Raw genomic sequence first — 21,374 nt, 5'->3', positions numbered from 1 at the left:
CTTGATCTTAAGCCATGCATCGAAAGAGGTATCTGTAGATATCTCTTTTTTCTTCCCCTTGCTGCCGTTCAAATACGGAATGCTGCACTGTCCCGTCTGTGCCGACCCGGCTTATATGGAGGAATTGTAAAACATTCAGCAGCTGTTCAGCTAGTTCTAAGGATCAACTCAGGCAGCCGTCTTACAATACAAGCATAGCAGATGAGGGAAGGTGCAAGAGGCGATGAGTGTCAAGCTGAAATACCGGCATGAGCATAAGTTCTTTATTAACCATCACCAGTTCCATATCATTCGAGCCCGGCTCCGCAGCCTTGCTGAACTGGATTCACACGCAGGTCCGACAGGCGAGTATCATATCCGCAGCCTCTACTTCGACGATGTGGACAACAAGGCTCTGCATGAGAAGCTTGGCGGCATCCATGACCGGGTGAAATACAGGATCCGGGTTTATAACGTTCAGGATCATGTCATTCATTTTGAGAAGAAGATCAAGAAGAATGACTTCATAGCCAAGTTAAAAGAGCCGCTGACGAGGCCTATGTACGATGCCATTCTGGCAGGGGATTACGAGGTACTGAATCAGCCCGACAATCCGTTCTTGATGGAGCTGTATCTTGAAATGAAGCACAAGCTTCTCAGGCCAAAGGTAATCGTGGATTACATCCGAGAGCCTTATGTCAGCCGGTTTGGCAATGTAAGAATTACCTTCGATAAGGAGCTCCGTACAGGACTTCATGCCGTGGATGTCTTTGATCCTGACCTGAAGCCGGTACGTGCTCTGGATGACAATCTGATCATTCTTGAGGTTAAATATGATGAATACCTGCCGGGAGCGATTAGAAGCGCCTTGCAGCTGGAGGGACTGAACCGGCAGAGCGCCTCCAAATATGTTATCTGCCGCAAACATTTGAAATTCAACACTTGGGAGGACTACTAGCATGCAAACCAGTATTTCCAGCTTACCGGCAGCTCAGACGGCTGCAGCGGATACCGCAACAACCTTCACGGATATGATCAAAAACTCTGTCCTGAATAATTTTACAGCAGACATTGATCTCATAAGAATATTGCTGTCCCTGTCTTTCGCTTTCCTCATTGGATTCTTCATCTATCTGCTGTATAAACGGGTCTTTAGCGGGGTTCTGTACTCCAAGAGCTTCAACGTCTCGTTGATTGGCATGACCATGGTGACGGCACTCGTCATTATAGCGGTCAACTCTAATCTCGTGCTGTCGCTTGGTATGGTCGGCGCACTGTCCATTGTCCGCTTCCGTACACCGATTAAGGACCCGACTGATTTAATCTTCCTGTTCTGGGCGGCCGCAGCAGGTATTGTTGCAGGAGCAGGGTTCTACGTTCTTGCAATGATCGGATCAGCTGCCATCGGCCTCGTGATGTTCTTCTTCATCAAGAAAACCACCTTTGAGACACCTTATCTGCTGGTCGTTAACTGTAAAGATGATCAGAGTGAACAGGAGGTGCAGAAGCTGGTCGGACAGCTGGCCAAGCGTTATAACGTCAAGCAGAAGACCGTCGCAAGCGAAAGTATTGAGACCACCTTGGAGATCAGACTGAAGGAGCGCGAAGGGGAGTTTGTAAACCGCTTGACTGCACTGCAGGGTGTGAGAAGCGCTGTCTTGATCAGCTATAGCGGAGATTATGTCTCGTGAGGGGCAGTCCTCCAGGGCGTAATTACCTCCCCTAATGAGACAGCAGGTATATAACGCGCATGAACAGCCGGCACCCAATATGGCGTATCCTGTGGGGTGCCGGCGTTTTTTGCTGTCGGACGATGTCTTATATAGTTGTCTTTTTGCTATAACCGTGCTACACTTTTTTGTGGTTTCTACATATTGATGAAGCCTGCTAAACCCTTGATACAGCGGCTGAAATGCAGGATGAAAGGATGCTGACAACATGAAGAATTTGAAGCTGAAGCTTGCCAGAGTGGAGAAGGACCTGTCACAGGAGCAGCTGGCCCTCCTTGTCGGGGTATCAAGACAGACGATCGGGCTGATCGAGCTCGGTAAATATAATCCCAGCTTAAGCTTATGTCTGGGTATCTGCCGGGCATTATCCAAGACACTGGATGATCTCTTCTGGGTAGAGCAGGATTCGGCATGAACAGACACCAGGTTAGAGTCCAGGATTGATAGATCATTAAAGCCGGACTGGTTCGTTCACCAGTTCATGCGCTTGCGCAGCTCCGTGATATGAGCAGTATGGTGGTTTCCGTGCCAGGCATACATGCCGATGTTCCAGTCGAGCCTGATCCACTCTACGGAATCGGGATGGAAGAAGGTCCGGTGCAGCTGCTCTGTTGTCAGGCTGCGCAGCAGCATACACCAGCGCTGGTGAAGAATTTCGAGCCAATCCAAGGACCACTCAACCGGGGCAGTGCGGGAGTCGACGAGCTCGGCCCATTTTTTCTCATCATAGGGACGGATCGTGGGTCCGTTCTCTGTTATAGCTAGCTTGAAGCGGGTAAAGCTGTTCATGTGGCTGTCCGCCAGATGGTGCACGACCTGGCGGACCGTCCACCCGCCCTCGCGATACGGTGTATCCAGCTGCCAATCCTCCAGACCGGCCACCGCCTTGCGCAGCTTGCCAGGCAGTTCATCCAGCTGCCCCAGCCATACTTGCAATTGTTCCGGCGTAATTTTGCCTTCATGGCTGTATTCTCCGATTGGGTACTTCAATTGCTCTTCCGTTATCATCGAAATGATCTCCCTTCTACTACAGTATCTCATACCTGTTTTCCTTCTGAGTCACCGTGATATGGACACCAGTCTTTTACCAATTATAAAATACGAATAATTTATAATAGTTAAATATAATATTTCTATATTCCATGATATTCTATATATAAACTTCCCATATCGTACGTGCTTGATGGGTGACTGGCTGCTGCGGTTGATTGTCAGACGCTCTTCTTCGCAGCTTTATTCCTATTCTGGACAGCACTGCTCTTGCCAGATTTGAAGAGGCTGGCAAGCCAGTTTTGCATATGATCATACACGGACTTCTCCGTATAGGGACCGTCCTCGTAAAGACAGGCCTTCTCAGCAGTTTCGATATGGCGCTCATGTTCCTTGTCTGCAAAATACGGATGCAGCATGAATATTCCTCCTGTTGGCTTAAGGCCTGCCAGGCCCTAAGCATAATAGCGTCATGGTCAGAGGCGCCGCGGTTCGCCTGCTGCTCACATCCAAAATATAACATGACTATTTACATACCAGTTATCGATACATTATCATCACTACTATTACGAACTTTAATGAGTTGGGGGTTAGCCGATCATGGATATCCAGTATTACCTCACATTCCGCGAAGTAGCTGCGTGCGGCAGTTTCACCAGGGCGGGAGAGCGGCTGGGCTATGCCCAGTCCACGGTAACCGTACAAATTCAGAAGCTGGAAAAGGCATACGGCGCCCCCTTGTTCGAGCGTTACGGGCGAACGCTGCGGCTTACAGAAGCGGGAGTGGCACTAAGCCGTTATGCAGAGCAAATTACGGACGCGTATAATGAGTCCCTCGCCGTTATGCAAAGTCCGAATTTCGGAACCTTAATGGTGGGGACTATCGAGACACTTGCCGCATTCTTCCTGCCGGCCTACCTTCAACGCTTCAGGAATGACTATCCTGGCATAGCGCTTGCAGTATATCCAACCAATGAACGCGAGGTACTCTCGCGTGTCAAGCAGGGGGAGTGGGATGTAGGCCTTATTCTCGATCCGCTTCTGTATGATCCTGAGCTTGAAACCGTCATGCTGCGCGAGGAGAGGCTCGTCATTATATCGGGGGATGCGCATCCCTTTGCTGGCAAGGATGTCATCAGTATCCGTGATTTCGAGAAGCAGTCCATGATTCTGACGGAGCGTACTTGCACATACCGCGCAGCAATGGAGCATGCCATTGCGGACCATAAGGTGAAGGTTAATATTGTGAGCGAGCTCGGGAGTATAGAGGCTATTAAGCAGTGTGTGCGTGCCGGACTGGGAGCCGCTCTGCTTCCTTATGTGACAGTTGAGGCCGAGGTGAAGCGGGGAGAGCTTCATATCAGCAAGCCGGATCCGCAGTGGCTGCCGCCCTTCTATACCCAGCTGGTAATCAGCCGCAAGAAGAAGCCTGCGCTCCCGCTGCGACGCCTGCTGGAGCTGCTGCAGGCAGGGGGAGGACATGAGCAGGAAGCGGAACTGGCTGTAGATGGCGCTGGTTAATCAGAGAGAGCAGGGCTTGAGACTGTATGAGTGAATGTGTTGATTATTATGTAAAACCACATGCAAAAAAACTGGTCAGATTTCCAATCCGGAAATCTGACCAGTTTTTATTTTACAAATAATTATGTTGTTCATATTGTGTTGTATATTTTATTTTTCCAGCTGTCCGGATTGTACCCACTTAGCTATATCCAGAATAACCTCCTCGGAGACTGTTCCAGGGTGCTGATATTCCTTAGCCGTCCCTTCATCAGGTCCGCTGTAATCAACGAAGAAGTGATTCAGGCCGGGATAGAGCTTGAATGCAGTGTTCGGGTTATGGCGCAGATGCTCCTGCCACAGCAGATAGTCTTTGTTTGCAAAGACCTGGAAGTCATCCTCTCCCTGCAGTACAAGCACAGGCTTCGTTAATTCCTTGGCGTATCCGTCGGCACTGTGGCTGTCCATTTCCTTGAAGTAGCTCGCGGGAATGCCGAACACGGTCTCGCTGGCCGCCTTTTCCGGTGACCAGTCCGATATCTGCTTCGCCTTCTTATACTCCGCTTCCAGCCAGGCTAGATTGGCAGCCTTCTTCGGATCGGAATCACTCATCTTCGCGATGAATGCGGCGTTCTGGTCATATATGATATCCCACAGTGGTCGAGGTGAACCGGCGAGCAGAATTAATCCGGCAAAATTCCCGCCCTCCGCATCAATTCGAGGGGCGAGCATCCCGCCCAGGCTGTGACCTACAATAAAGACACGGCTGCTGTCAATTCTTCCATCGGACTTAAGCAGGCTGGCTGCGGCGATCGCATCATCAACCGTCTCTTCCTTGACGGTGAGGCGTGCGGCCTCTTCCTTCGTAAAGGAAGCAGCATGTGCGAAGGTCCGCTTGTCATAGCGGAGAACAGCTATCCCCTGCTGAGCGAGACCCCAGGCAATATCGCGGAACGGCTTGTAGGCCCCAATGGACTCGTCACGGTCGCTTGGGCCAGAGCCCTGCACCAGCACGACAGCCGGGTAAGGGCCAGTGCCTTGTTCCGGCAGGGTAAGAGTACCTTCAAGCGGGTACTTGCCGCCTTGGCCGACTACCACCTTCTCTTCGGTGATACCCTCCGGTATTTCCATGTCATCGGAGGCGGCAGGCTGAATGAACAGGCCGGCAAGCTTCTGCTGGTCATTCATTGTAAGGATGACATTGGCCTTCATCCGCTCGAAGACCAGCTTCGCCGTCACGATGACCTTGCCCGAGTCGGACGGTTGGGTGGTAATAGATTCTGTGCTCAAATAAGCGCCGGCTGCACCGATTACCTGGTTCCACACGGCCTCCAGATCCGCAGCGGGAAGCGCCTCGGCGAGAGCCAGGTCGAAGTACCGGGCGGCCAGCTCTCCGTAGCCCCCTTTGGTCAGCAGCCCAACTACCGCTGCAGCTGTTGCTTCAGGTCCTTGTTCAACATGATTGATAAGGATTTGCTGTTTGGCGGGATCATACTGCACCTTAAGACCGGGTAATGATTCAAAGAGAGCATTAGGGGCATAGACACGGCCTTTGTGAATTGAGGTGGGGCTGTTAAGTGATACCCGTGTGCCATTCACAGCCGCCTCGCCGCTTCCGGCATGGAAGATCACCGTGCAGTCTGGGCTGGTTAAAACAACCTCGTGGGTCGACCGTTTAAAGCTAACAGTCATGCCAAGCGCACTTGCAGTTGCCCGGACTGGCAGCATGACGGCGCTGTTCTCTATGTAGGGCTTGGCCCCGGTGTAACGAATTGCTTTACCATCGACGATGACATCTACTACACTGGTCTTGGCGGCTGTTGCGGGCATTGCAGCAATAACGGAGAATAGCATCATAACGGCCAGAAAGGCTGCAAACTTTTGCTTCAAGCTGTTCATTCCTCCTTAATAGGTAATTGTAGAGTACTGTTATTATATACGGCAGCTGATGCATACCGTTTCTAGAAATTAGGGCATACCTATACCAATTACCTTGCAATCAGCAATCCGAAACATGGACCTGGATAAAACGCAAGGAAAGCGGTTGAAAATATTGTCGAATTAACTTACACTAGCTAATGATAGTGATAACTATTCTCACCAACGAGTTGGGGTAGATAAAGGAGAGGTCAAGTTGAACAGATCATTGAAACTTACCATGCTGGCTTGTCTTTTTCTGCTGTTCAGTGTGCTTGCAGCATGCGGCGGGGGCGGAAGCAATACGGGCAATGCAGGCACAGGCACTAACGCACCTGCGGAAGGTAACCAGGCGGCAGGAGGCAATGAAGGAACGAATCAGGAAGCAGCAACGAAGGTATACAAGGATGGATTGGATAAGGAAGTTGAAGTGCCCGTTAATCCGCAGCGGATCGTAGCTCTGCATAATGTGGGCGAGCTGCTGGCGCTTGGCGTTAAACCGCTGGGTACAACGGATTACCACCTGAGCAAGTACGATCCCGAGAAGGTAGCCGGGGTGGAAAGTGTAGGCGAGTCGGATCCTAACATGGAGAAGCTTGTTGAGCTTGAGCCCGACTTGATTATTGTCAGCAGCTACTTTACACCGGAAGTTATTACTGGTCTCGAGAAAATTGCGCCCGTAGTTGCCACAAAGTGGGGCCTGACGCCGACTGAGCATTTGGATGCGCTGGCAGATCTGCTGGGCAAGGAAGAGGAAAAGCAGGCATGGCTGGACGCATACGCGGCGAAAGTGGCATCTGTTAAAGAAAAGCTTGGCCAGCATGCTGGTGAGAAGGCCGTTGTTCTCCAGTTCTGGGAAAAGACGATCTACCGCCATTCGCCAACCGTCTTCTCTTCGCTCTATGATGCAGGCTTTGCAGCGCCTGAGCAGGCAGCAGCTGTTACGCAGACTGAGGCGATTGCGGAAGAAGCGGTGGTTGAATATGCGGCGGACGCCGACCGGTTATTCCTGCTGGTTGAGGACCCGTCCAACAAGGACAGGTACAATGAGCTGAAGGAAACGGCCTGGAAGGATATACCGGCTGTGCAGAAGGATCAGGTGCATCTCGTGGATACTGGAAGATGGAATGATTACAGCGCGTCAGCAATGATGTGGATCCTGGAAGACTTGGAATCCATGTTTGGCAATCACTGAGCGGTTTAGGCCTGGAGCAGACAGTACTGCTTCAGGCTTTCTTTTGATAAATAGGCAAGCCCGCACGGCCTCCCGGGTTAAGCATAGAATGATAATGACAGATCGTTAACGCGGCTGGGCATGCGGGAGAGCGGGTAGTGGGGAGGTCATGAGGTCACTTCAGGACATCACAGACATATAATATGGTGTAAGCGTTACCAACTACAAGCTGCGAGCAGGGGGTATTGGTTATGGGTACTCGGTTAATGTCGGAGAGCAGGATTAAGCAGCGGTATCCACATTTGCAGTATGTTCGTGTCCATACATGCGGTAAACATAAGGCCAGCATTTATGCATGGGATGGAGAACTGCAGCTCTCTGCTAAGGATGCCGCCAGTCTGCAGCGGTTTGCCTCGGGATATCTGCTGCAGCATGTCTGCTACGATGTGAAGCCCTATGATTCACTGCGGGAAGACGGGCTGCCGAAGGCGGCACCGCTGCCGGAGCTGCTGAGCCAGGCGGCTTTGCGCACGGAGCTGCAGGCGAAGGACATTGTCGATACGCTCAACAGCCTGCTGCCTGGTAAGACGATTTCCTTCAGGAGCTATGATGCCTACAGCGGTACCGTACAGTTCAATATTTTCTCGGCGACTCCCGTGACCGACGACGAGCAGGAGCTGGTGAGCCGCTATGTGGATGAGCTGGTCCCGGTGGGCTGCCAAGGCAGAGTACACTATATTCGGGTTGCGGAGTAGAACATACATGCAGACAGGACCAAGTGAATGCTTGGCCCTGTCTGTCTATTTGAAGCCTATTGGCAGAAGGCGGTGCAGTCTATACAGCAGCTATCGTTTGCACATTGTGTATGGCTTTAGCGGTAGACTTCCCGTCTGATCTGCTGAAGATACCGTGACCGGATGAACAGGAAGTAAACGATTTGAACCAGCAGGAAGCTTCCCAGCACCAAGGCCGTCTCGCGGACAAGCGGATAGTGGAACAGATTGCTCAGGGAGTTCAGGGCAACGGCGCCGTGAACAATGGCAACACCTATAGGCACGAAGAACAGCAGCATGAGCTGGCGGGTGATGACCTTCGAGAGCTCCTTATCTGTCAGCCCCAGCTTCACGATGGCCCTGAATTTCTGCTTGTCATCATCCAGGTCCGTATATAGCCGGAAGTACAGGAAGCTGCCTGCGCCTACGAAGAATACAGCTCCCATGAACAGGCCGACGAACATGATGGCACTGTAGCCCTGCAGGAAGGTGTGCAGATCATAGGCAAGGGCATTGAAGAAGTAATCGCCGCTGCCATTTGGCAAATGCTCAGACAGCTGTCTGCCAACCTCTACAGTGTCTTCCCAGTCCTCAACATAAAAACCGAATACGCTCTCAGTGGACTTGGACTCATCGAGCTGTTCAATCAGCGGGTCAGGTATAACATAGTAGCCCGTGAACAATGGAAGCAAATTAGAAAAATCCTGGACAGTGACCTTCAAGGGCTGTTCGATACCACTGAGCTCGATAGTGTCACTCCCCGTGCGTTCCCCTCCATATAAAGCGTTGCTGTAATATACGAAGGCGGCCTCATGGCCCTTCAAATCAAGAGTTTGCTCGCCTACTGCACTAGCGATTGCGTTGTATTCGGAGGCACGAACCACATACTCCCTTTTATTAGGGTTTTTTACCGGCTGGGAGCGGATTGTAGCCTCGTAGAGCTCGTAAGTCACATTCTCTTCCTTCAGTACTTGACCAATATATGCTACATCCTGTTTGGCCCTGTCAGCATCCTGGTCTTCCCACCAGTAACTATACTGAAAAGCAAACGGCGACTCATCGACGATTGTGCTCTCTGACATCGCGCGGAAGCCGACGAGGGAGCCAATCGCCGAGAAGGCAACCGTAGACAGAATCGCGACCATGAAGAAGGTCCGCGCATTATCCTTCATCCGGTAGGTGAGGTCAGACATCAGCAGCATGTTCGTCTTGCGCCAGAAGAAGGCCTTGCTGCGGGTTGCCCGGCGGATCAGGTACACGCTGAGCTGTGTGAACAGGAAGTACGTACCTGCTATTACGACAAGTGTAACGGGTATCATGGCACCCACAACCACTAAACCCTCAACCCAAAAGGCAGCGATGTACCCGCCGACAAGCAGAATAGCTGCGAGCAGGGACAGCCATGGGGAGGCTTTTGGCTCAGTCTTCGGTGCTTGACTGCCGCGAATCAAGTGGACGAGCGAATTGCCTCTTAAGACCGCAACGGTGAATAACGAGATGACGACAAACAGGATGAGGAACGCGGCAAAAGTAAGCAGCAGAGCCTCCACAGGAATGTAGAAGGGCAGCGGGTTATCCAGGTCCAGCAGTCTCTCGGCTGCAAGCAGAATAACCTTGGCAAAGACCAGGCCAATCCCGATACCGGTTAAAGTCGAGAAGAAGCCGATCAGGACATTTTCCAGGAAAACCATGGTCCGCAGCTGCAGCTGAGTCATCCCGTGCATGACGAGCAGCCCGAACTCCTTCTTGCGTGTCTTCAGGAACGCGCTCATGGAATACAGCACGAAGAAGAAGGAAAATACATAAATGATCGATTCCGCGAAATGCAGGCCCTGTGAAACCGAATTGGACAGGTTGCCTGCCGCCAAGTCGGGATGAAAGGCGAACACGGCATAGACGAAGAATACCATAACCGAGAAGGCGCTGCTCAGAAAATAGGCCGCATACGTCCGCTTGTTGCGGAGAACGTTATTAAACGCGAACTGACGAAAGGTCATGCGCATGCCCTCCCAGCAGCGACAGCACGTCAATGATTTTCTGGAAGAAGGCCTGTCGGCTGTCCCCCCGGTGAATCTCATTGTACAAGCGGCCGTCCTTGATGAAAATCACTCGATGACAGTAGCTCGCCGCTACCGCATCATGGGTAACGAGCATCATTGTGGTGCCGTCCGACTGGTTGATGGTGGCGAGTGTCTCCATGACATCCTTGGCTGACTTCGAATCCAGGTTGCCTGTCGGCTCATCGGCAAACAGCAGCTTGGGCGTATGGATAATGGCCCGTGCAATGGCTGTACGCTGCGCCTGCCCGCCCGATATTTCATAGGTCCGTTTGTTCAGAATGCCTTCGATCCCCAGCTTGCGGGCAATTTCTCCGACCTTGCGCTCCATCACCTTCACACGCTCGCCATCGAGCGTAAGCGGCAGGACGATATTTTCCTCAACGGTCAAGGTGTTAAGCAGATTGAAATCCTGGAATACGAAGCCAAGCTCTCTGCGCCGGAAGCGGGCCAGGTCATTGCGCTTCAGCTGATGGGGATTGCGCCCGTCGATCAGAATTTCACCGGTAGTCGGACTATCGATCGTCGCCACCAGATTGAGCAGGGTGGTCTTACCGCTCCCGGAAGGGCCCATAATGCCGACAAACTCACCTTTCTCAACCGCAAAGGAAATGTCGGTGAGCGCACGGTAGGCGACCTTGCCTCCATATACCTTGTTCAGTCCATTAATTCGCAGCATATCCATGTGTAAATGTTGAAGCCTCCTCTTAAGCAGTTGCACAGCTGGCAGCTGCAGTAATCTTATGTCTTAAGTGTAGCTCTGCTGCGGCGGCTGGGCTATCGAATAACCTTTCAGCTTCCTTACAACTCTGTAAGATTGGCGGGACTGCCCGTAAAGAGGAGGCGCACGGTTGTGCCTTGATTTACTGCCGACTCAAGCTCGACCTTGTGGTCAAGCCGCCGGCATATCTCCTGTACCAGGTACAGGCCCATGCCTGTGGATTCGCGGTATAAGCGGCCGTTCTCTCCGGTGAAGAAGGGCTGGAAGACACGCTTTAAGTCCGACTTTGGAATACCGATGCCTTGATCGCGGATCTCCAGCATGACACGTTTGCCCTGGATACCGCCTGTAATATAGACCTTATTAGCTTTGCCCGTGCTGTATTTGACGGCGTTGGTGAGCAGTTGAAACAGGATGAAGGTCAGCCACTTGGCATCCGATTCCACGGTGAGGGAGGGGTCCAGACTGACCTCCGGATAGACGCTGCTGCGGATGAACATCCGTTTATTATCGCGAATCACCTGATCGACGGCCCTGCGCAGACTAACAGGCTCGACCTGAAAATCATGCTCGAACGCTTCCAGGCGCGCGGCATGGAGCACGGTTTCCAGACCATGCTCCAGTCGTTCAATCTCCTCGCGGATGCTGCTGTACTTGGGATCCTGGTCCTCATCCTGCTGAAGAGTCAGATGAATGACGGACAGCGGGGTCTTCATCTGGTGGACCCACTGATTCATGAACGTCAAGTGGTCACTCCGCTGCCGCTCACGGACATTAAGCTTATGCTGGTAATGGCGGTACTGCGCCTGCAGAAGCTCATCGACAGCCCGAGCGAGGGGGGCGTAGCCCGCATCCAGCCGCGAGGACTCGTCCAATGTCTCAAGCGGCTCGGTCAGCCGCCGGTACAGCCGGCGGTGGGTGACGAAGCGGTAAGCGAGGTAGCCGCTCAGGATGACAAGGCCGATGAAGACAGAATAGAGGGCAGTAGGCAGATTGCGGTAGCCATCGAGCCAGTATACCAGCAGTACCATGAAGAGCTGGACGACCTGCAGGGCGAAGAGCGGCAGATGCTCACGGAAGAACAGCTTCATGTCGGTTTCGCATCCCAGGTGGTCTGCAGTCGGTAGCCCGCGCCCCTTACTGTCTCGATGGCATCCTCTATGCCCAGCTCCTGCAGCTTCTTGCGGACACGTGTCATGTTAACGTTCAGCGTGTTCTCGTCGACGAAAGTCTGGTCGTCCCAGAGCTTCTCCAGCAGCATTTCACGCGGGGCAAGCTTGGGATGGCTCTTCAGCATGGCCTCGATCAGGATCGTCTCGTTCTTCGACAGCTGGACGGAGAATTGATGCAGCTGCATTTCCATCCGTTCGGGGTATAGAATCAGCCCGGCGAGCTGGACGATCCTCTCCTCGCTCTGCGGGGCATATTCGCCATAGACGCGGCGCAGGTGGCTGCGGATTTTGGCCATCACGACTTCATAGTGAAAGGGCTTGGTGATGTAATCATCGGCACCATACTCCAGCGCCATGACCTGATCCATCTCTCCGTCCCGGGCAGAGATGAACATGATGGGGCAGGTGGATAAGGACCGGATCTGGCGGCACCAGTAAAACCCGTCATAGCGGGGCAGATTAACGTCAAGCAGGACCAGGTGCGGCTCGCACTGCTGGAAGAAGTCCGCCACGCGGTCGAAATCCTTAACAACATGTGCCTGAAAGCCGTATTTCTCAATTGCGTCCTTGAGCAGCCCGGCCAGCTTCGGGTCATCTTCACAAATCATAATGCGGTGCATGAAATAGGGGTCTCCTTTCACAGCGAAGGGCTGCATCTCCTCCTGGTTTTAGCAGCCAGTTGTGACAATCATTATAGCAAGCGTATTTATAGGCGACAATGCAAAGGGCGGGGGCTAACTCCGTTACGGTCCTCTCTTCTAATGCTAAGACGTACGAATCTGCTTTTAGCTGTGATCAGCAAGAAAGCGGAACCCCGATTCGGGACTCCGCTTTTTTAAGAGCTGCGTACAGCTTACTTCTGGCTTTCCAGCCACTTTGTCGCCTCTTCCTGCGCCTTCTTCATCGCATCTGCGGCAGACGCTTCGCCTAACAGAATGCGCTCGATGTTCTCGGACAAGATATAGCGCGGCTGGCCGGAGCGATACGGGTAACGCGGTGCCCACAGCTGGCTCATCTGTTTAAGAATAACATCCATCTGAGGTGTCGCCTTCACGCTCTCCCACTCCGCCGCTGCTTTAACGACAGGCATGCTCTGAGAGCGCTGCTCGTCCCACATGTATTGCTGGAAGAACTCGCTGCCGCTGAACTTCAGCCATTCCCATGCGAGGTCCTTGTTCTGGCTGGTGGTGCCGATAGCAAACGGGCTTCCTGCAAACATGCCGCCCATGCCTTTATCCGGATGTGTGAAGAGAAGTGCGGCTTGATAACGGTCCTGCGTGCCGAACGTCTCAAGACTGTTAATAAACCCGGGCGCGGAGCGAAGGTGGATGGCGACATTGTTGTTATCCTTATAGAAATTTTCGGAGCCCTGGTTCACCAGCACGCCCTCCGGCGCAAGCTTCTTGGCTTCCTTCAGCCATTCCGCTGCCTTAATCATTGTAGCGGAATCAAATTCCAGCTTCATATCCTTCCACAGGAAGCCGGTTCCCCACTGACCGCCCAACGACTCGTTGATGTTCATGACCGTGTCTGCGGCATCGTTTCCGTTAAACGTCAAGCCATAGTTCTGTTCGCCGGTTTTTGGGTTTTTCCCCGTCATCTTTGCCGCTTTTTCCATGACCTCGTCGACCGACGGCGATTCGGACAGGTACTCGACGCCCCACTCGTCGAACAGCTGCTTATCGTACACAATCAGGCGCGCATCACCAATGAATGGGAGGCCGTAGATTTCGGGCTGCTGGTCGTCCGGCCCCATTGCTCTCCAGCCATCTACCTGTCCGTTCAGGTAAATGCCCAGATCGAAGCTGTCTCTTTCGATATAAGGCTGGAGGGGTTCAAGCAGGCCCTGCTCAGCGAAGTTCGCGATACCGGGTACTTGGTAAACATCCGCCGCGCCGGATTGCAGCATCGTCTGTGTCTTTTCGTTATAGTTGTCCCAGCCCATCAACAGGAATTCGACCGTAACGCCAGGGTACCGCTTCTCAAATTCATCCTTCAGTATTTTTACGCCTTTTGCCGTCTGGCCCGTTACCGGGTCTGTCTTGTCCTCAAATGCAAAGTCGCCGACCAGCTGTACCTTCAGCGTACCCGAGAAACCCTTAGCAGGTGTCTGTTCAGTCGAAGCTGTCTCAGCCTCTGTTTCCTGCCCGCCCGTATCCGCTGCGGCGCCCGCCGTGTTTGTTCCATTCTGAGAGCTTGTCCCTGTACCGCTCTGGCAGGCGCTGAGTACGAGTAGAAATGATAAGAGCAGGATGACGACCAAATACCTGGAATTAGCTTTGAGCATGGTTTACTCCTCCGTTTTCTAGAAAGATTAGATGACATGCTTTACCTTGTCCAATCGATTATGCCAGGCGGCTTCTGCTTGCTGACGATCACTCTCCCTTCAAGCCGCTCAGGGCGACGCTTCGAATAATATATTTTTGGAAGAAGAGGAACACCATCAGCAGGGGGAGGATGCTCATCGCGGCCAGAGCCATTGTGACTCCGGCGAGGCGTCCTCCGTTCTCTGACGAGAAGCTCGATAAGAACAGCGGCACTGTCTTCAGATGCTGATCGTTGATGATGACAAGGGGCCAAATGAAGGAGTTCCAGCTGTCCTGGAAGGACAGAATGGCAAGTGTTGCCGTAATAGGCCCGGTTAGCGGAACGAAGATGTAGAAGAACGTCTTGAATTCGCCGGCGCCGTCCATCTTGGCGGATTCCCTCAGCCCTTCAGGGAGCTGATCGAAATACTGCTTGGCCAAGACGATGCCGAGTGCGTTAATAATCGAGGGGAAGATAAGCGGATATTTGGTGTTAACCAGACCCAAGTCATTGAACATGGTAAACATCGGGATAAGCCTTGTTTCAAAAGGAATCATCATCGTGGCGAGCACAATGAAGAATAGGGCGCGCTTGGCCCTAAAGCTGCCGCGGGAGAAGGCATATCCCCCGAACAGCGCGGATCCCACGCTTAATGCGACACTGAACAGTGCGATGACGATCGAGTTCCAATAAGCGAGTAGCAGGGATTTATTCTCAAACACCAGCTGGTAATTAAACCATGAGGACGACTCGGGGATGAGCCGCGGCGGGAACGGCATCGCTAGGTTGGCGGTGCGCTCCAGGCTGACACTGATCATAAAGATAAACGGGTAGATCATGGTGAATCCGATCACTGCCAGCAGAACGAAGATCACCGCGCTGATTAAGCTTCGATTTTTGTACACGCCCGACATATTTGATCACCCGCCCAACTAGATTTTCATCCGAAGCAGCTTCGTATTGATGTAGGTGAAGATAAGAATGAACACGAATAGAATGTAAGCGGCCGCTGAAGCAATGCCATATTCACTGCCGCCGAAGCCGCGCTCGAAGATAAAGCCGACCACCGTATGAAGCGAGCGGGCCGGACTTCCCTGCAGTCCGCCAAGCATATACGCATCCGCAAAACGCTGCAGCCCTCCGATCCAGCCGAGGACGAATAGAATGGTAAGACTTCCGATCATGTTAGGTACCGTAATCCACCACCACTGCTGAATTGGCGAAGCGCCATCGATTGAGGAGGCCTCGTAATATTCCACAGGGATCGCTTGCAAATTCGCGAGGTTAATAATGATAACAAAGCCAAGCCAATGCCACACCGACAGGATGACCGCGCCCCATTTGGCCGAGACGGGCTGTGACAGCCATACAACCTTCTGCAAACCAAGCAGTTCCATCACGTAATTCAGCGGACCATCGGGGTGAAGAATGGCAAGAAACACGGTGGCCGCCGCTACCATGGAGGTTGCGTTTGGGATATAGAAGAGCACCTTGAAGAAGTTAGAAGTTCGCCGCAGGCTGTTGATCAGGCAGGCAATGAGGAAGCCAAGCGGTATGGCGATGAACAGCTGAAAGACTGTTATGTAGAGTGTATTATATACGGCATACCAGAAGGTTCCTGAGGCGAGCACATCCGAATAGTTCTGAACTCCGACAAACTGCTCAGACACACCGCGCGTGAAGCTTAGGCGCAGTGACTCTGCCAGGGGATAGAGGGTGAAGAGCAGGATGCCGAGCAATGTCGGAAGTAAAAATAGGTACCATACTGCATGTGATTCCCGCCTTGGAGCAAGACGCCACCTTCCGATTGGCTGGCTCCTTGGCTTGCTTATATTTACGAGTGACATGTCGCCGGACAGCAGCCTGTGCTGCTGTCCTCCCTCCTATTCCTTCTATTCCATAATAGTGACAGACGATAATGATCTCGACTTACACAGCATCATGCGACCAGTGCTTCTGGAGCTTTATGCAGGTTGATGGTTCATATACCGAGATTCCGTCTACTCCCATCCCGGCATAACGGCGAAACAATGCCTCGTCAGCCGGAAGGGTGTAAATCCAGATGGCCAATTGATGCTTTGCCGCCTGCTCAACCAAGACCGGACGAACAGATTCATAGTGCAGGTTTAATCCGGCAAAGCCCGCTTGAACGGCCTGTTCGCAATAGCTGCTGACCTTTGCTTCATAAGCTTCACCCGGCATGTCCGGCGTCATGAACGGTACATTCCAGATGACATGTCTGGCCCGGTCGCTCTTGGCGAGATGATCTGTGACGCCTGTGAAGTATACCTGGCGCCAGGCGTTCAGCTTGTCCACTACCGCTGCCGCCGCATCATAGGCTTCGGCTGTTTTTAGATCGAGATTGAAGGCAACGGGCTTTTCGAGGAACAAGCGCAGCACGGTCTCCAGCTGCTCAACCGGCTCGTTCCCGGCAGCAGTCCATTCTTCGGCTGTGTGCAGCAGGGTGTTCGGCTCATCGTCATGGAAGAGTACGGCGATGTCGTCTTTTGTTGCGCGCACATCGACCTCCAGCACATCGGCCCCGGCATCATAGCCGGCCAGGCAGGATTCTATTGAATTGTAAGGGGTATTCTCGCACCCCGTATGGGCAATAACCTGATAGGGCTTCATTATTCTGTTTCTCCTTCTGTTTCATTCTTCTGCTCCCTGTTAACATAGATGGGATTCGTGAACGCGATCGTTGTCCATCCGCCAAGCAGAACGCCCATCGCCTTCAGCCGCAGCCACCGGATTCCCTCCAGCGGGACGTACAGCTCTATACCAGCTTCTTGTTCGTTCCACGGCCTATCAGCCAGCTCGCCAATATTGGATTCGACGACAAGCTTGGTCACCTGCATACGGTCGCCATACCGCTCTGCTGCGGCGAAGGGCTGCACCTGTATAAGAAGCCTCATGGAAGACAGACGGCCAGCGCTGTCCTCTACGATGTCCCCAATAAAATAACGGGCATCGCCGGCGAGGGCCTCGACATGCAGCATGGGCCCCATGCTGATCACAGACCGTCCCCGGCGGATGGCCTGCACAACCGACTCTGCCGAATACCGGTCGTCTGGCTCCGGCAGGCCAATATAGGTGAAGGCGGACCAGCTGTCGTCCTGCCCGGAGTGATGCCAGTCCCGTCCCGCGGTCGCAGGAATGCGATAGCCTTCATTCAGGAGTGAGGTCCAGAGGTTCCAAGCCGGGACGTTGTGATTCTTATAGGAAGGCATCACTTCATGCCACACCTCGATGTAATCAATATCGCTCCAATCCTTGATTGTGTACTCCCAGTGACAGCCTGTACATATCGGACTGCCCAGGCTGTACGGATGCGCGATGCCGACGATCCCGCCGGCTTGGTGGACCCGCTCGATGCCGCGATGAATGTCTTCCGGCCCCAGATCTCTCCATTCACAATACGGCGCGCCAAGGGTCAGCATATGACCGTAAAAGGTGGTCCATTCCATCCCCGGTACAATCGCCACGCCGGTCTCTTCTTGAGCAGCCTCAGCTTCTGTCATACCGGATACCGTATTGTGGTCGGTCAGGGCTATGCCGCCTAATCCAAGTTTCTTCGCTTCTCTGCACATTTCCAGAAGCGAATGCCGTCCATCGCTGTGGGGCGTGTGTGTATGCAGTTCAAATGGTATCCAGTTCATTCTGCATCCCGTCCCTTATAGACCGATAAACGATAGGTGCAGGCTGGCGTTACGACGCAGTGCACGCTGATCGTAATTCTCCAGATGCCAGCCGGCAGCACGCCGGGTATGAAACCCGGCGATGCTGAGCCCACAGCGAGCGTGTGGCGCTGCTCGGGCGGGTGACGGTGAGCAGATCCCCGGAAGCCCTCTGGGTCGTCGACCGACAACGTCAACAAATTCTGCAGCGGGGTAAATCGCTCCCATTGCTGCTTCTGAAGATCCGCGGCCGATGGATCCACATACTTCCCGATCGCTTCCATGATGAGCGGGCGTGAAATTTCGGAATCCTCAAGCACCTTAGGGCTGTACTGAAACTCAATTGCCAGACGCGCGGGAGGCTCATCTATATGAAATTGATAGGTGATATGTGTCTTGGAGCTTAATGGGGTCAAGGTGCCCTCTATGGTCAGCAGCTCGTTCATCGATTGGATTCCCCTTGTAGTTATCATTGGCATACTTTGGCATACTTAAAAGTTGGAAAATTTATAATGGATCATACACACACTAACAATAAGTTGTTTATTTAACATCAACGGGGTATTTGCTTTTTGTTAAAGCCGGCTGGGAAGGTGGTATATGTCTCACTGCAGCCGGCCGTTAAAAGTGGAAATGCGGCTGTATAACCTTCCCCTTTTTAGCTATGGTGCCTGTACGTTATGATAGTTTACATACGGGATAATGCCGTCCAGATCAGGGTAGAAGGGGAGATTCAAGTGGAATTTAAGGTGGATGATTTAACAGGACCGGAGATCCAGGCGTTAATCGATGAACATCTGCGGGATATGGCCGAACACTCGCCTCCCGAAAGCATTCACGCTCTGGATTTACAGGGACTGAAGAGAAACGATGTGACATTCTGGAGCGTGTGGAAGCAGGGGGAGCTGATGGGCTGCGGCGCTCTAAAGGAGCTGGACAGCGGACATGGCGAGATTAAGTCGATGCGTACAGCATACGCTCACCGCGGCAAGGGAGTGGGGAGGCAGATCCTTGCTTATATTCTGGAGGAGGCATCCCGGCGCGGTTACCGGCGTGTCAGTCTGGAAACGGGATCAATGGACGCCTTCCGACCGGCAAGGAACATGTATGAAAGCTTCGGCTTCCAATACTGTCCGCCATTTGCCGATTATGTAGAAGATCCGTATAGTGTTTTTATGACCAAGGAGTTATAGTGTAGGGTTTATACCGATAGGCTGCAGCAACAGTAGCTGCAGTATAGGGAGTTATTGTATAGGGCTATTTCTGCGGGCGGGCGACTGCCTGCTTATTTTTGTTGCGGCAGGTTGGCAAACTCCGTTACTTAAGGGTATAGCTAAACCGTAAGGCTTGGATGGAGCTTTAGGGGTAACGGGTACAGTAAGGAAGCGTTACCTACTCTATCCATGGAAGGCGGTGATTGCAGGTGGCGAGACGTAGCAGACGCAAACTGCTGGTTGACGGTTCGCGGAGCGGTGTTGACCAGTTCAAGGCGAGGGTGATGCAGCAGCAGGGCTTCAAGGTTAACCCGGAACGGCCGAATGAGGTCAAATACGAGGTGGCTAGGGAGCTTGGCGTGCCGCTGCAGCAGGGTGACAACGGCCATCTCACGACCGAGATGGCCGGGCATGTCGGCGGCCGGATCGGCGGTTCAATGGTCCGTGAAATGATCCGCATGGCGCAGGAGCAGCTGTCGAGGCAGCCTTAGTAGAGCGCGCTGGCTGGAATGGGTGAGAGGTATTAGTAACAAAGCGGGATGGCTTGGATATGCACCATATCCGGGCCGTCCTGCTTATTTGTCGTGCTGCCTGGAAGCAAAAGCCGCTCCTAGCAGAACATCTTGTTCAACTTCTGAAGAAAGCAACCGTCATATCTTGAATTTCTCGCATTGTAAGGGCCGCGATGCTAGCCTCATAATGGGATTATAAACCAATAGGGGGGCAATCTTAAGATGAAATGGTCATACATCTTCAAGTTCGCTATAACGGGTACGCTGGCACTCAGCCTGGCTGCTTGCGGCGGCGGCAACGGTAACACGCCTAACAACAGCCAAGGTACGAATGAGCCTGGGGTGGAAGGCACAGCCAACACACCGGAGAAACCAAAGGACGTCACCATTACCTTCCAGAATATATTCCCAGACCCGACAGATCCCAAGCATATTATGATGAAGACGATCGTGGCCAACTATGAAGCGGAGAATCCGCATGTCAAGATTGAGCTCGATTCGCTGAATACCGACCAGCAGAAGCTGAAGCTGAAGACACAGGCTGCTTCGAAGGAAGTGCCGGACATCACCGTCGTGAATCCGTCCGCACAGATGAAGCCGTTCGTTGATGCGGGGTTATTTGCGCCGCTGAACGATATGGTCGAGGAGAATGGGCTGAAGGATACCTTCCAGGAAGGCATCTTGGATTGGTACACGTTTGATGGCAATCTGTATGCGCTTCCAGACGGCAATAATATCGGCCTGGTTTACTATAACAAGGAGCTGTTCGAGCAGGGCGGCGTAGAGGTGCCGACGACCTTCGAGGAGATGGTTGAGGTTGTCAAGACGCTCAAGGCGAAGGGCATCCAGCCAATGGCGATCGGGGAGAAGGATACATGGACGGGTTCGTTCCTGTTCATGAACGTGCTGCTCCGTACGAATGGCGGACCCGGCTTCCTGCAGGACGTCATGGATGGCAAGAGGACATTCGAGGACCCGGCTTTCCTTGAAGCGGTTGACAGTCTTCAGAGTCTGATCCAGGCTGGAGCGTTTCAGGAAGGTGCGACATCATTTGATTACAATGCGGGCGGCAACCTGTTCAACACAGGCAAGGCAGCGATGTACTACATGGGCAGCTGGGCGACTGGCAGCATTGAGACTTCCTCTGTAAACGGCAAGATTGGCGTGTTTAAGTTCCCTACGGTGAACGGCAAAGGCGATCCGAACGAGTTCATGCTGGCACCGGGCAGCGCATTCGCCATCTCGGCGAACAGTGACCACCTGGAGGAGACGAAGAAGTTCCTGAATTACTTCATGCTGAATTTCCCGCAGGAGGCATTCAAGGTTAAAGGCGCGGTAGGTATCGCCCAGAAGGTCGAGGGTGATTTTGAGGCAGCCGGCTACTCCGATATGGCGATGGACGTCCTGGCGATGTTTAAGGATGTGAAGGGCGGCGACCTCGCCTTCGATAACACGATGAACCCTGGTACAACGCAGGTCCACCTGACGAGCATCCAGAATCTGTTTGTCCAGAAGAAGGATGCGGCGGATGTGGCCAAGGAGCATCAGACCGCTTACGAGAGCAATAAATAGTCCATCACATTAAACGCGAAACGGTTATCGCCGGCTGCTGGCCGGGGAGAGCCGTTTCGCGTCCTGTAAACATGTCCAC

At 52.9% G+C, this 21,374-nt stretch carries 22 protein-coding genes; 9 read left to right on the top strand and 13 right to left on the bottom strand.

What is annotated here, in order from left to right; genetic code table 11:
- The first annotated feature begins 223 nt into the window (after window positions 1–223).
- The 3 genes from L1N82_RS11995 to L1N82_RS11985 all read left to right on the top strand — a co-directional run bounded on the left by L1N82_RS11995 (window position 224) and on the right by L1N82_RS11985 (window position 2,124).
- Complete coding sequence (locus L1N82_RS11995; RefSeq protein WP_235287625.1) at window positions 224–937, top strand: polyphosphate polymerase domain-containing protein; 714 nt, start codon at window positions 224–226, stop codon at window positions 935–937.
- A gap of 1 nt (window position 938) precedes the next feature.
- Window positions 939–1,670 (top strand): DUF4956 domain-containing protein, encoded by a 732-nt coding sequence (locus tag L1N82_RS11990; RefSeq protein ID WP_235287624.1) that lies wholly within the window; start codon window positions 939–941, stop codon window positions 1,668–1,670.
- A gap of 247 nt (window positions 1,671–1,917) precedes the next feature.
- Window positions 1,918–2,124: a helix-turn-helix transcriptional regulator gene (locus L1N82_RS11985; RefSeq protein WP_235287623.1), complete on the top strand. Its 207-nt coding sequence runs from the start codon at window positions 1,918–1,920 to the stop codon at window positions 2,122–2,124.
- 56 nt (window positions 2,125–2,180) lie between these two features.
- Here the strand turns inward: L1N82_RS11985 and L1N82_RS11980 are convergent, their stop codons facing one another.
- Entirely contained in the window at window positions 2,181–2,717 is a 537-nt protein-coding gene (locus L1N82_RS11980) for a YfiT family bacillithiol transferase (protein ID WP_268821943.1), read from the bottom strand.
- Between the two features lie 203 nt (window positions 2,718–2,920).
- Window positions 2,921–3,118 (bottom strand): hypothetical protein, encoded by a 198-nt coding sequence (locus L1N82_RS11975; protein ID WP_235287622.1) that lies wholly within the window; start codon window positions 3,116–3,118, stop codon window positions 2,921–2,923.
- 181 nt (window positions 3,119–3,299) lie between these two features.
- On the opposite strand from L1N82_RS11975, the gene L1N82_RS11970 reads away from it, so the two are divergent.
- Window positions 3,300–4,220 carry a LysR family transcriptional regulator gene (locus L1N82_RS11970; RefSeq protein ID WP_235287621.1) on the top strand — a complete coding sequence of 307 codons (921 nt, stop codon included), beginning with the start codon at window positions 3,300–3,302 and terminating at the stop codon, window positions 4,218–4,220.
- Window positions 4,221–4,370: 150 nt separating this feature from the next.
- Here the strand turns inward: L1N82_RS11970 and L1N82_RS11965 are convergent, their stop codons facing one another.
- Window positions 4,371–6,089: an alpha/beta fold hydrolase gene (locus tag L1N82_RS11965; protein WP_235287620.1), complete on the bottom strand. Its 1,719-nt coding sequence runs from the start codon at window positions 6,087–6,089 to the stop codon at window positions 4,371–4,373.
- Window positions 6,090–6,333: 244 nt separating this feature from the next.
- Between L1N82_RS11965 and L1N82_RS11960 the strand changes: the two genes are divergently transcribed.
- Both L1N82_RS11960 and L1N82_RS11955 read left to right on the top strand, forming a co-directional pair.
- Window positions 6,334–7,311 carry an ABC transporter substrate-binding protein gene (locus L1N82_RS11960; protein ID WP_235287619.1) on the top strand — a complete coding sequence of 326 codons (978 nt, stop codon included), beginning with the start codon at window positions 6,334–6,336 and terminating at the stop codon, window positions 7,309–7,311.
- A gap of 230 nt (window positions 7,312–7,541) precedes the next feature.
- The gene (locus L1N82_RS11955) at window positions 7,542–8,045 is read left to right on the top strand and encodes a hypothetical protein (RefSeq protein WP_235287618.1); all 504 of its coding nucleotides are present in this window, start codon (window positions 7,542–7,544) and stop codon (window positions 8,043–8,045) included.
- A gap of 116 nt (window positions 8,046–8,161) precedes the next feature.
- Here L1N82_RS11955 and L1N82_RS11950 read toward each other — a convergent pair whose 3' ends face one another.
- The 10 genes from L1N82_RS11950 to L1N82_RS11905 form a co-directional block, all read right to left on the bottom strand.
- Window positions 8,162–10,060 carry an FtsX-like permease family protein gene (locus L1N82_RS11950; protein WP_235287617.1) on the bottom strand — a complete coding sequence of 633 codons (1,899 nt, stop codon included), beginning with the start codon at window positions 10,058–10,060 and terminating at the stop codon, window positions 8,162–8,164.
- Window positions 10,035–10,805 (bottom strand): ABC transporter ATP-binding protein, encoded by a 771-nt coding sequence (locus L1N82_RS11945; protein ID WP_235287616.1) that lies wholly within the window; start codon window positions 10,803–10,805, stop codon window positions 10,035–10,037. The genes L1N82_RS11950 and L1N82_RS11945 overlap by 26 nt, the downstream gene beginning before the upstream one ends.
- Before the next feature lie 116 nt (window positions 10,806–10,921).
- Window positions 10,922–11,932 carry a sensor histidine kinase gene (locus tag L1N82_RS11940; protein WP_235287615.1) on the bottom strand — a complete coding sequence of 337 codons (1,011 nt, stop codon included), beginning with the start codon at window positions 11,930–11,932 and terminating at the stop codon, window positions 10,922–10,924.
- Window positions 11,929–12,633: a response regulator transcription factor gene (locus L1N82_RS11935; RefSeq protein ID WP_235287614.1), complete on the bottom strand. Its 705-nt coding sequence runs from the start codon at window positions 12,631–12,633 to the stop codon at window positions 11,929–11,931. Before L1N82_RS11935 ends, L1N82_RS11940 begins: the two co-directional genes overlap by 4 nt.
- Before the next feature lie 233 nt (window positions 12,634–12,866).
- Complete coding sequence (locus tag L1N82_RS11930) at window positions 12,867–14,300, bottom strand: extracellular solute-binding protein (RefSeq protein ID WP_235287613.1); 1,434 nt, start codon at window positions 14,298–14,300, stop codon at window positions 12,867–12,869.
- Window positions 14,301–14,388: 88 nt separating this feature from the next.
- Window positions 14,389–15,234, bottom strand: a complete 846-nt coding sequence (locus L1N82_RS11925) for a carbohydrate ABC transporter permease (RefSeq protein WP_235287612.1) — start codon at window positions 15,232–15,234, stop codon at window positions 14,389–14,391.
- Between the two features lie 18 nt (window positions 15,235–15,252).
- Window positions 15,253–16,167 (bottom strand): carbohydrate ABC transporter permease, encoded by a 915-nt coding sequence (locus L1N82_RS11920; protein ID WP_235287611.1) that lies wholly within the window; start codon window positions 16,165–16,167, stop codon window positions 15,253–15,255.
- 82 nt (window positions 16,168–16,249) lie between these two features.
- Window positions 16,250–16,951 carry a glycerophosphodiester phosphodiesterase gene (locus tag L1N82_RS11915; protein WP_235287610.1) on the bottom strand — a complete coding sequence of 234 codons (702 nt, stop codon included), beginning with the start codon at window positions 16,949–16,951 and terminating at the stop codon, window positions 16,250–16,252.
- A complete protein-coding gene (locus L1N82_RS11910) occupies window positions 16,951–17,979 on the bottom strand; it encodes a CehA/McbA family metallohydrolase (RefSeq protein WP_235287609.1) in 1,029 nt (342 codons plus the stop codon). Before L1N82_RS11910 ends, L1N82_RS11915 begins: the two co-directional genes overlap by 1 nt.
- A complete protein-coding gene (locus L1N82_RS11905; RefSeq protein WP_235287608.1) occupies window positions 17,976–18,443 on the bottom strand; it encodes a hypothetical protein in 468 nt (155 codons plus the stop codon). The genes L1N82_RS11910 and L1N82_RS11905 overlap by 4 nt, the downstream gene beginning before the upstream one ends.
- Before the next feature lie 291 nt (window positions 18,444–18,734).
- On the opposite strand from L1N82_RS11905, the gene L1N82_RS11900 reads away from it, so the two are divergent.
- From L1N82_RS11900 to L1N82_RS11890, 3 genes are all read left to right on the top strand, one after another.
- On the top strand, window positions 18,735–19,190 hold the full coding sequence (locus L1N82_RS11900) for a GNAT family N-acetyltransferase (RefSeq protein WP_235287837.1): 456 nt from the start codon (window positions 18,735–18,737) through the stop codon (window positions 19,188–19,190).
- Between the two features lie 230 nt (window positions 19,191–19,420).
- Complete coding sequence (locus L1N82_RS11895; protein ID WP_235287607.1) at window positions 19,421–19,702, top strand: small, acid-soluble spore protein, alpha/beta type; 282 nt, start codon at window positions 19,421–19,423, stop codon at window positions 19,700–19,702.
- 243 nt (window positions 19,703–19,945) lie between these two features.
- The gene (locus L1N82_RS11890) at window positions 19,946–21,295 is read left to right on the top strand and encodes an extracellular solute-binding protein (RefSeq protein ID WP_235287606.1); all 1,350 of its coding nucleotides are present in this window, start codon (window positions 19,946–19,948) and stop codon (window positions 21,293–21,295) included.
- Window positions 21,296–21,374: the final 79 nt, after the last annotated feature.

The organism is Paenibacillus tarimensis (genome assembly GCF_021532315.1).
Taxonomy (GTDB): Bacteria; Bacillota; Bacilli; order Paenibacillales; family Paenibacillaceae; genus Paenibacillus_I; species Paenibacillus_I tarimensis.
This window is presented reverse-complemented; position numbering and strand designations above follow the sequence as displayed.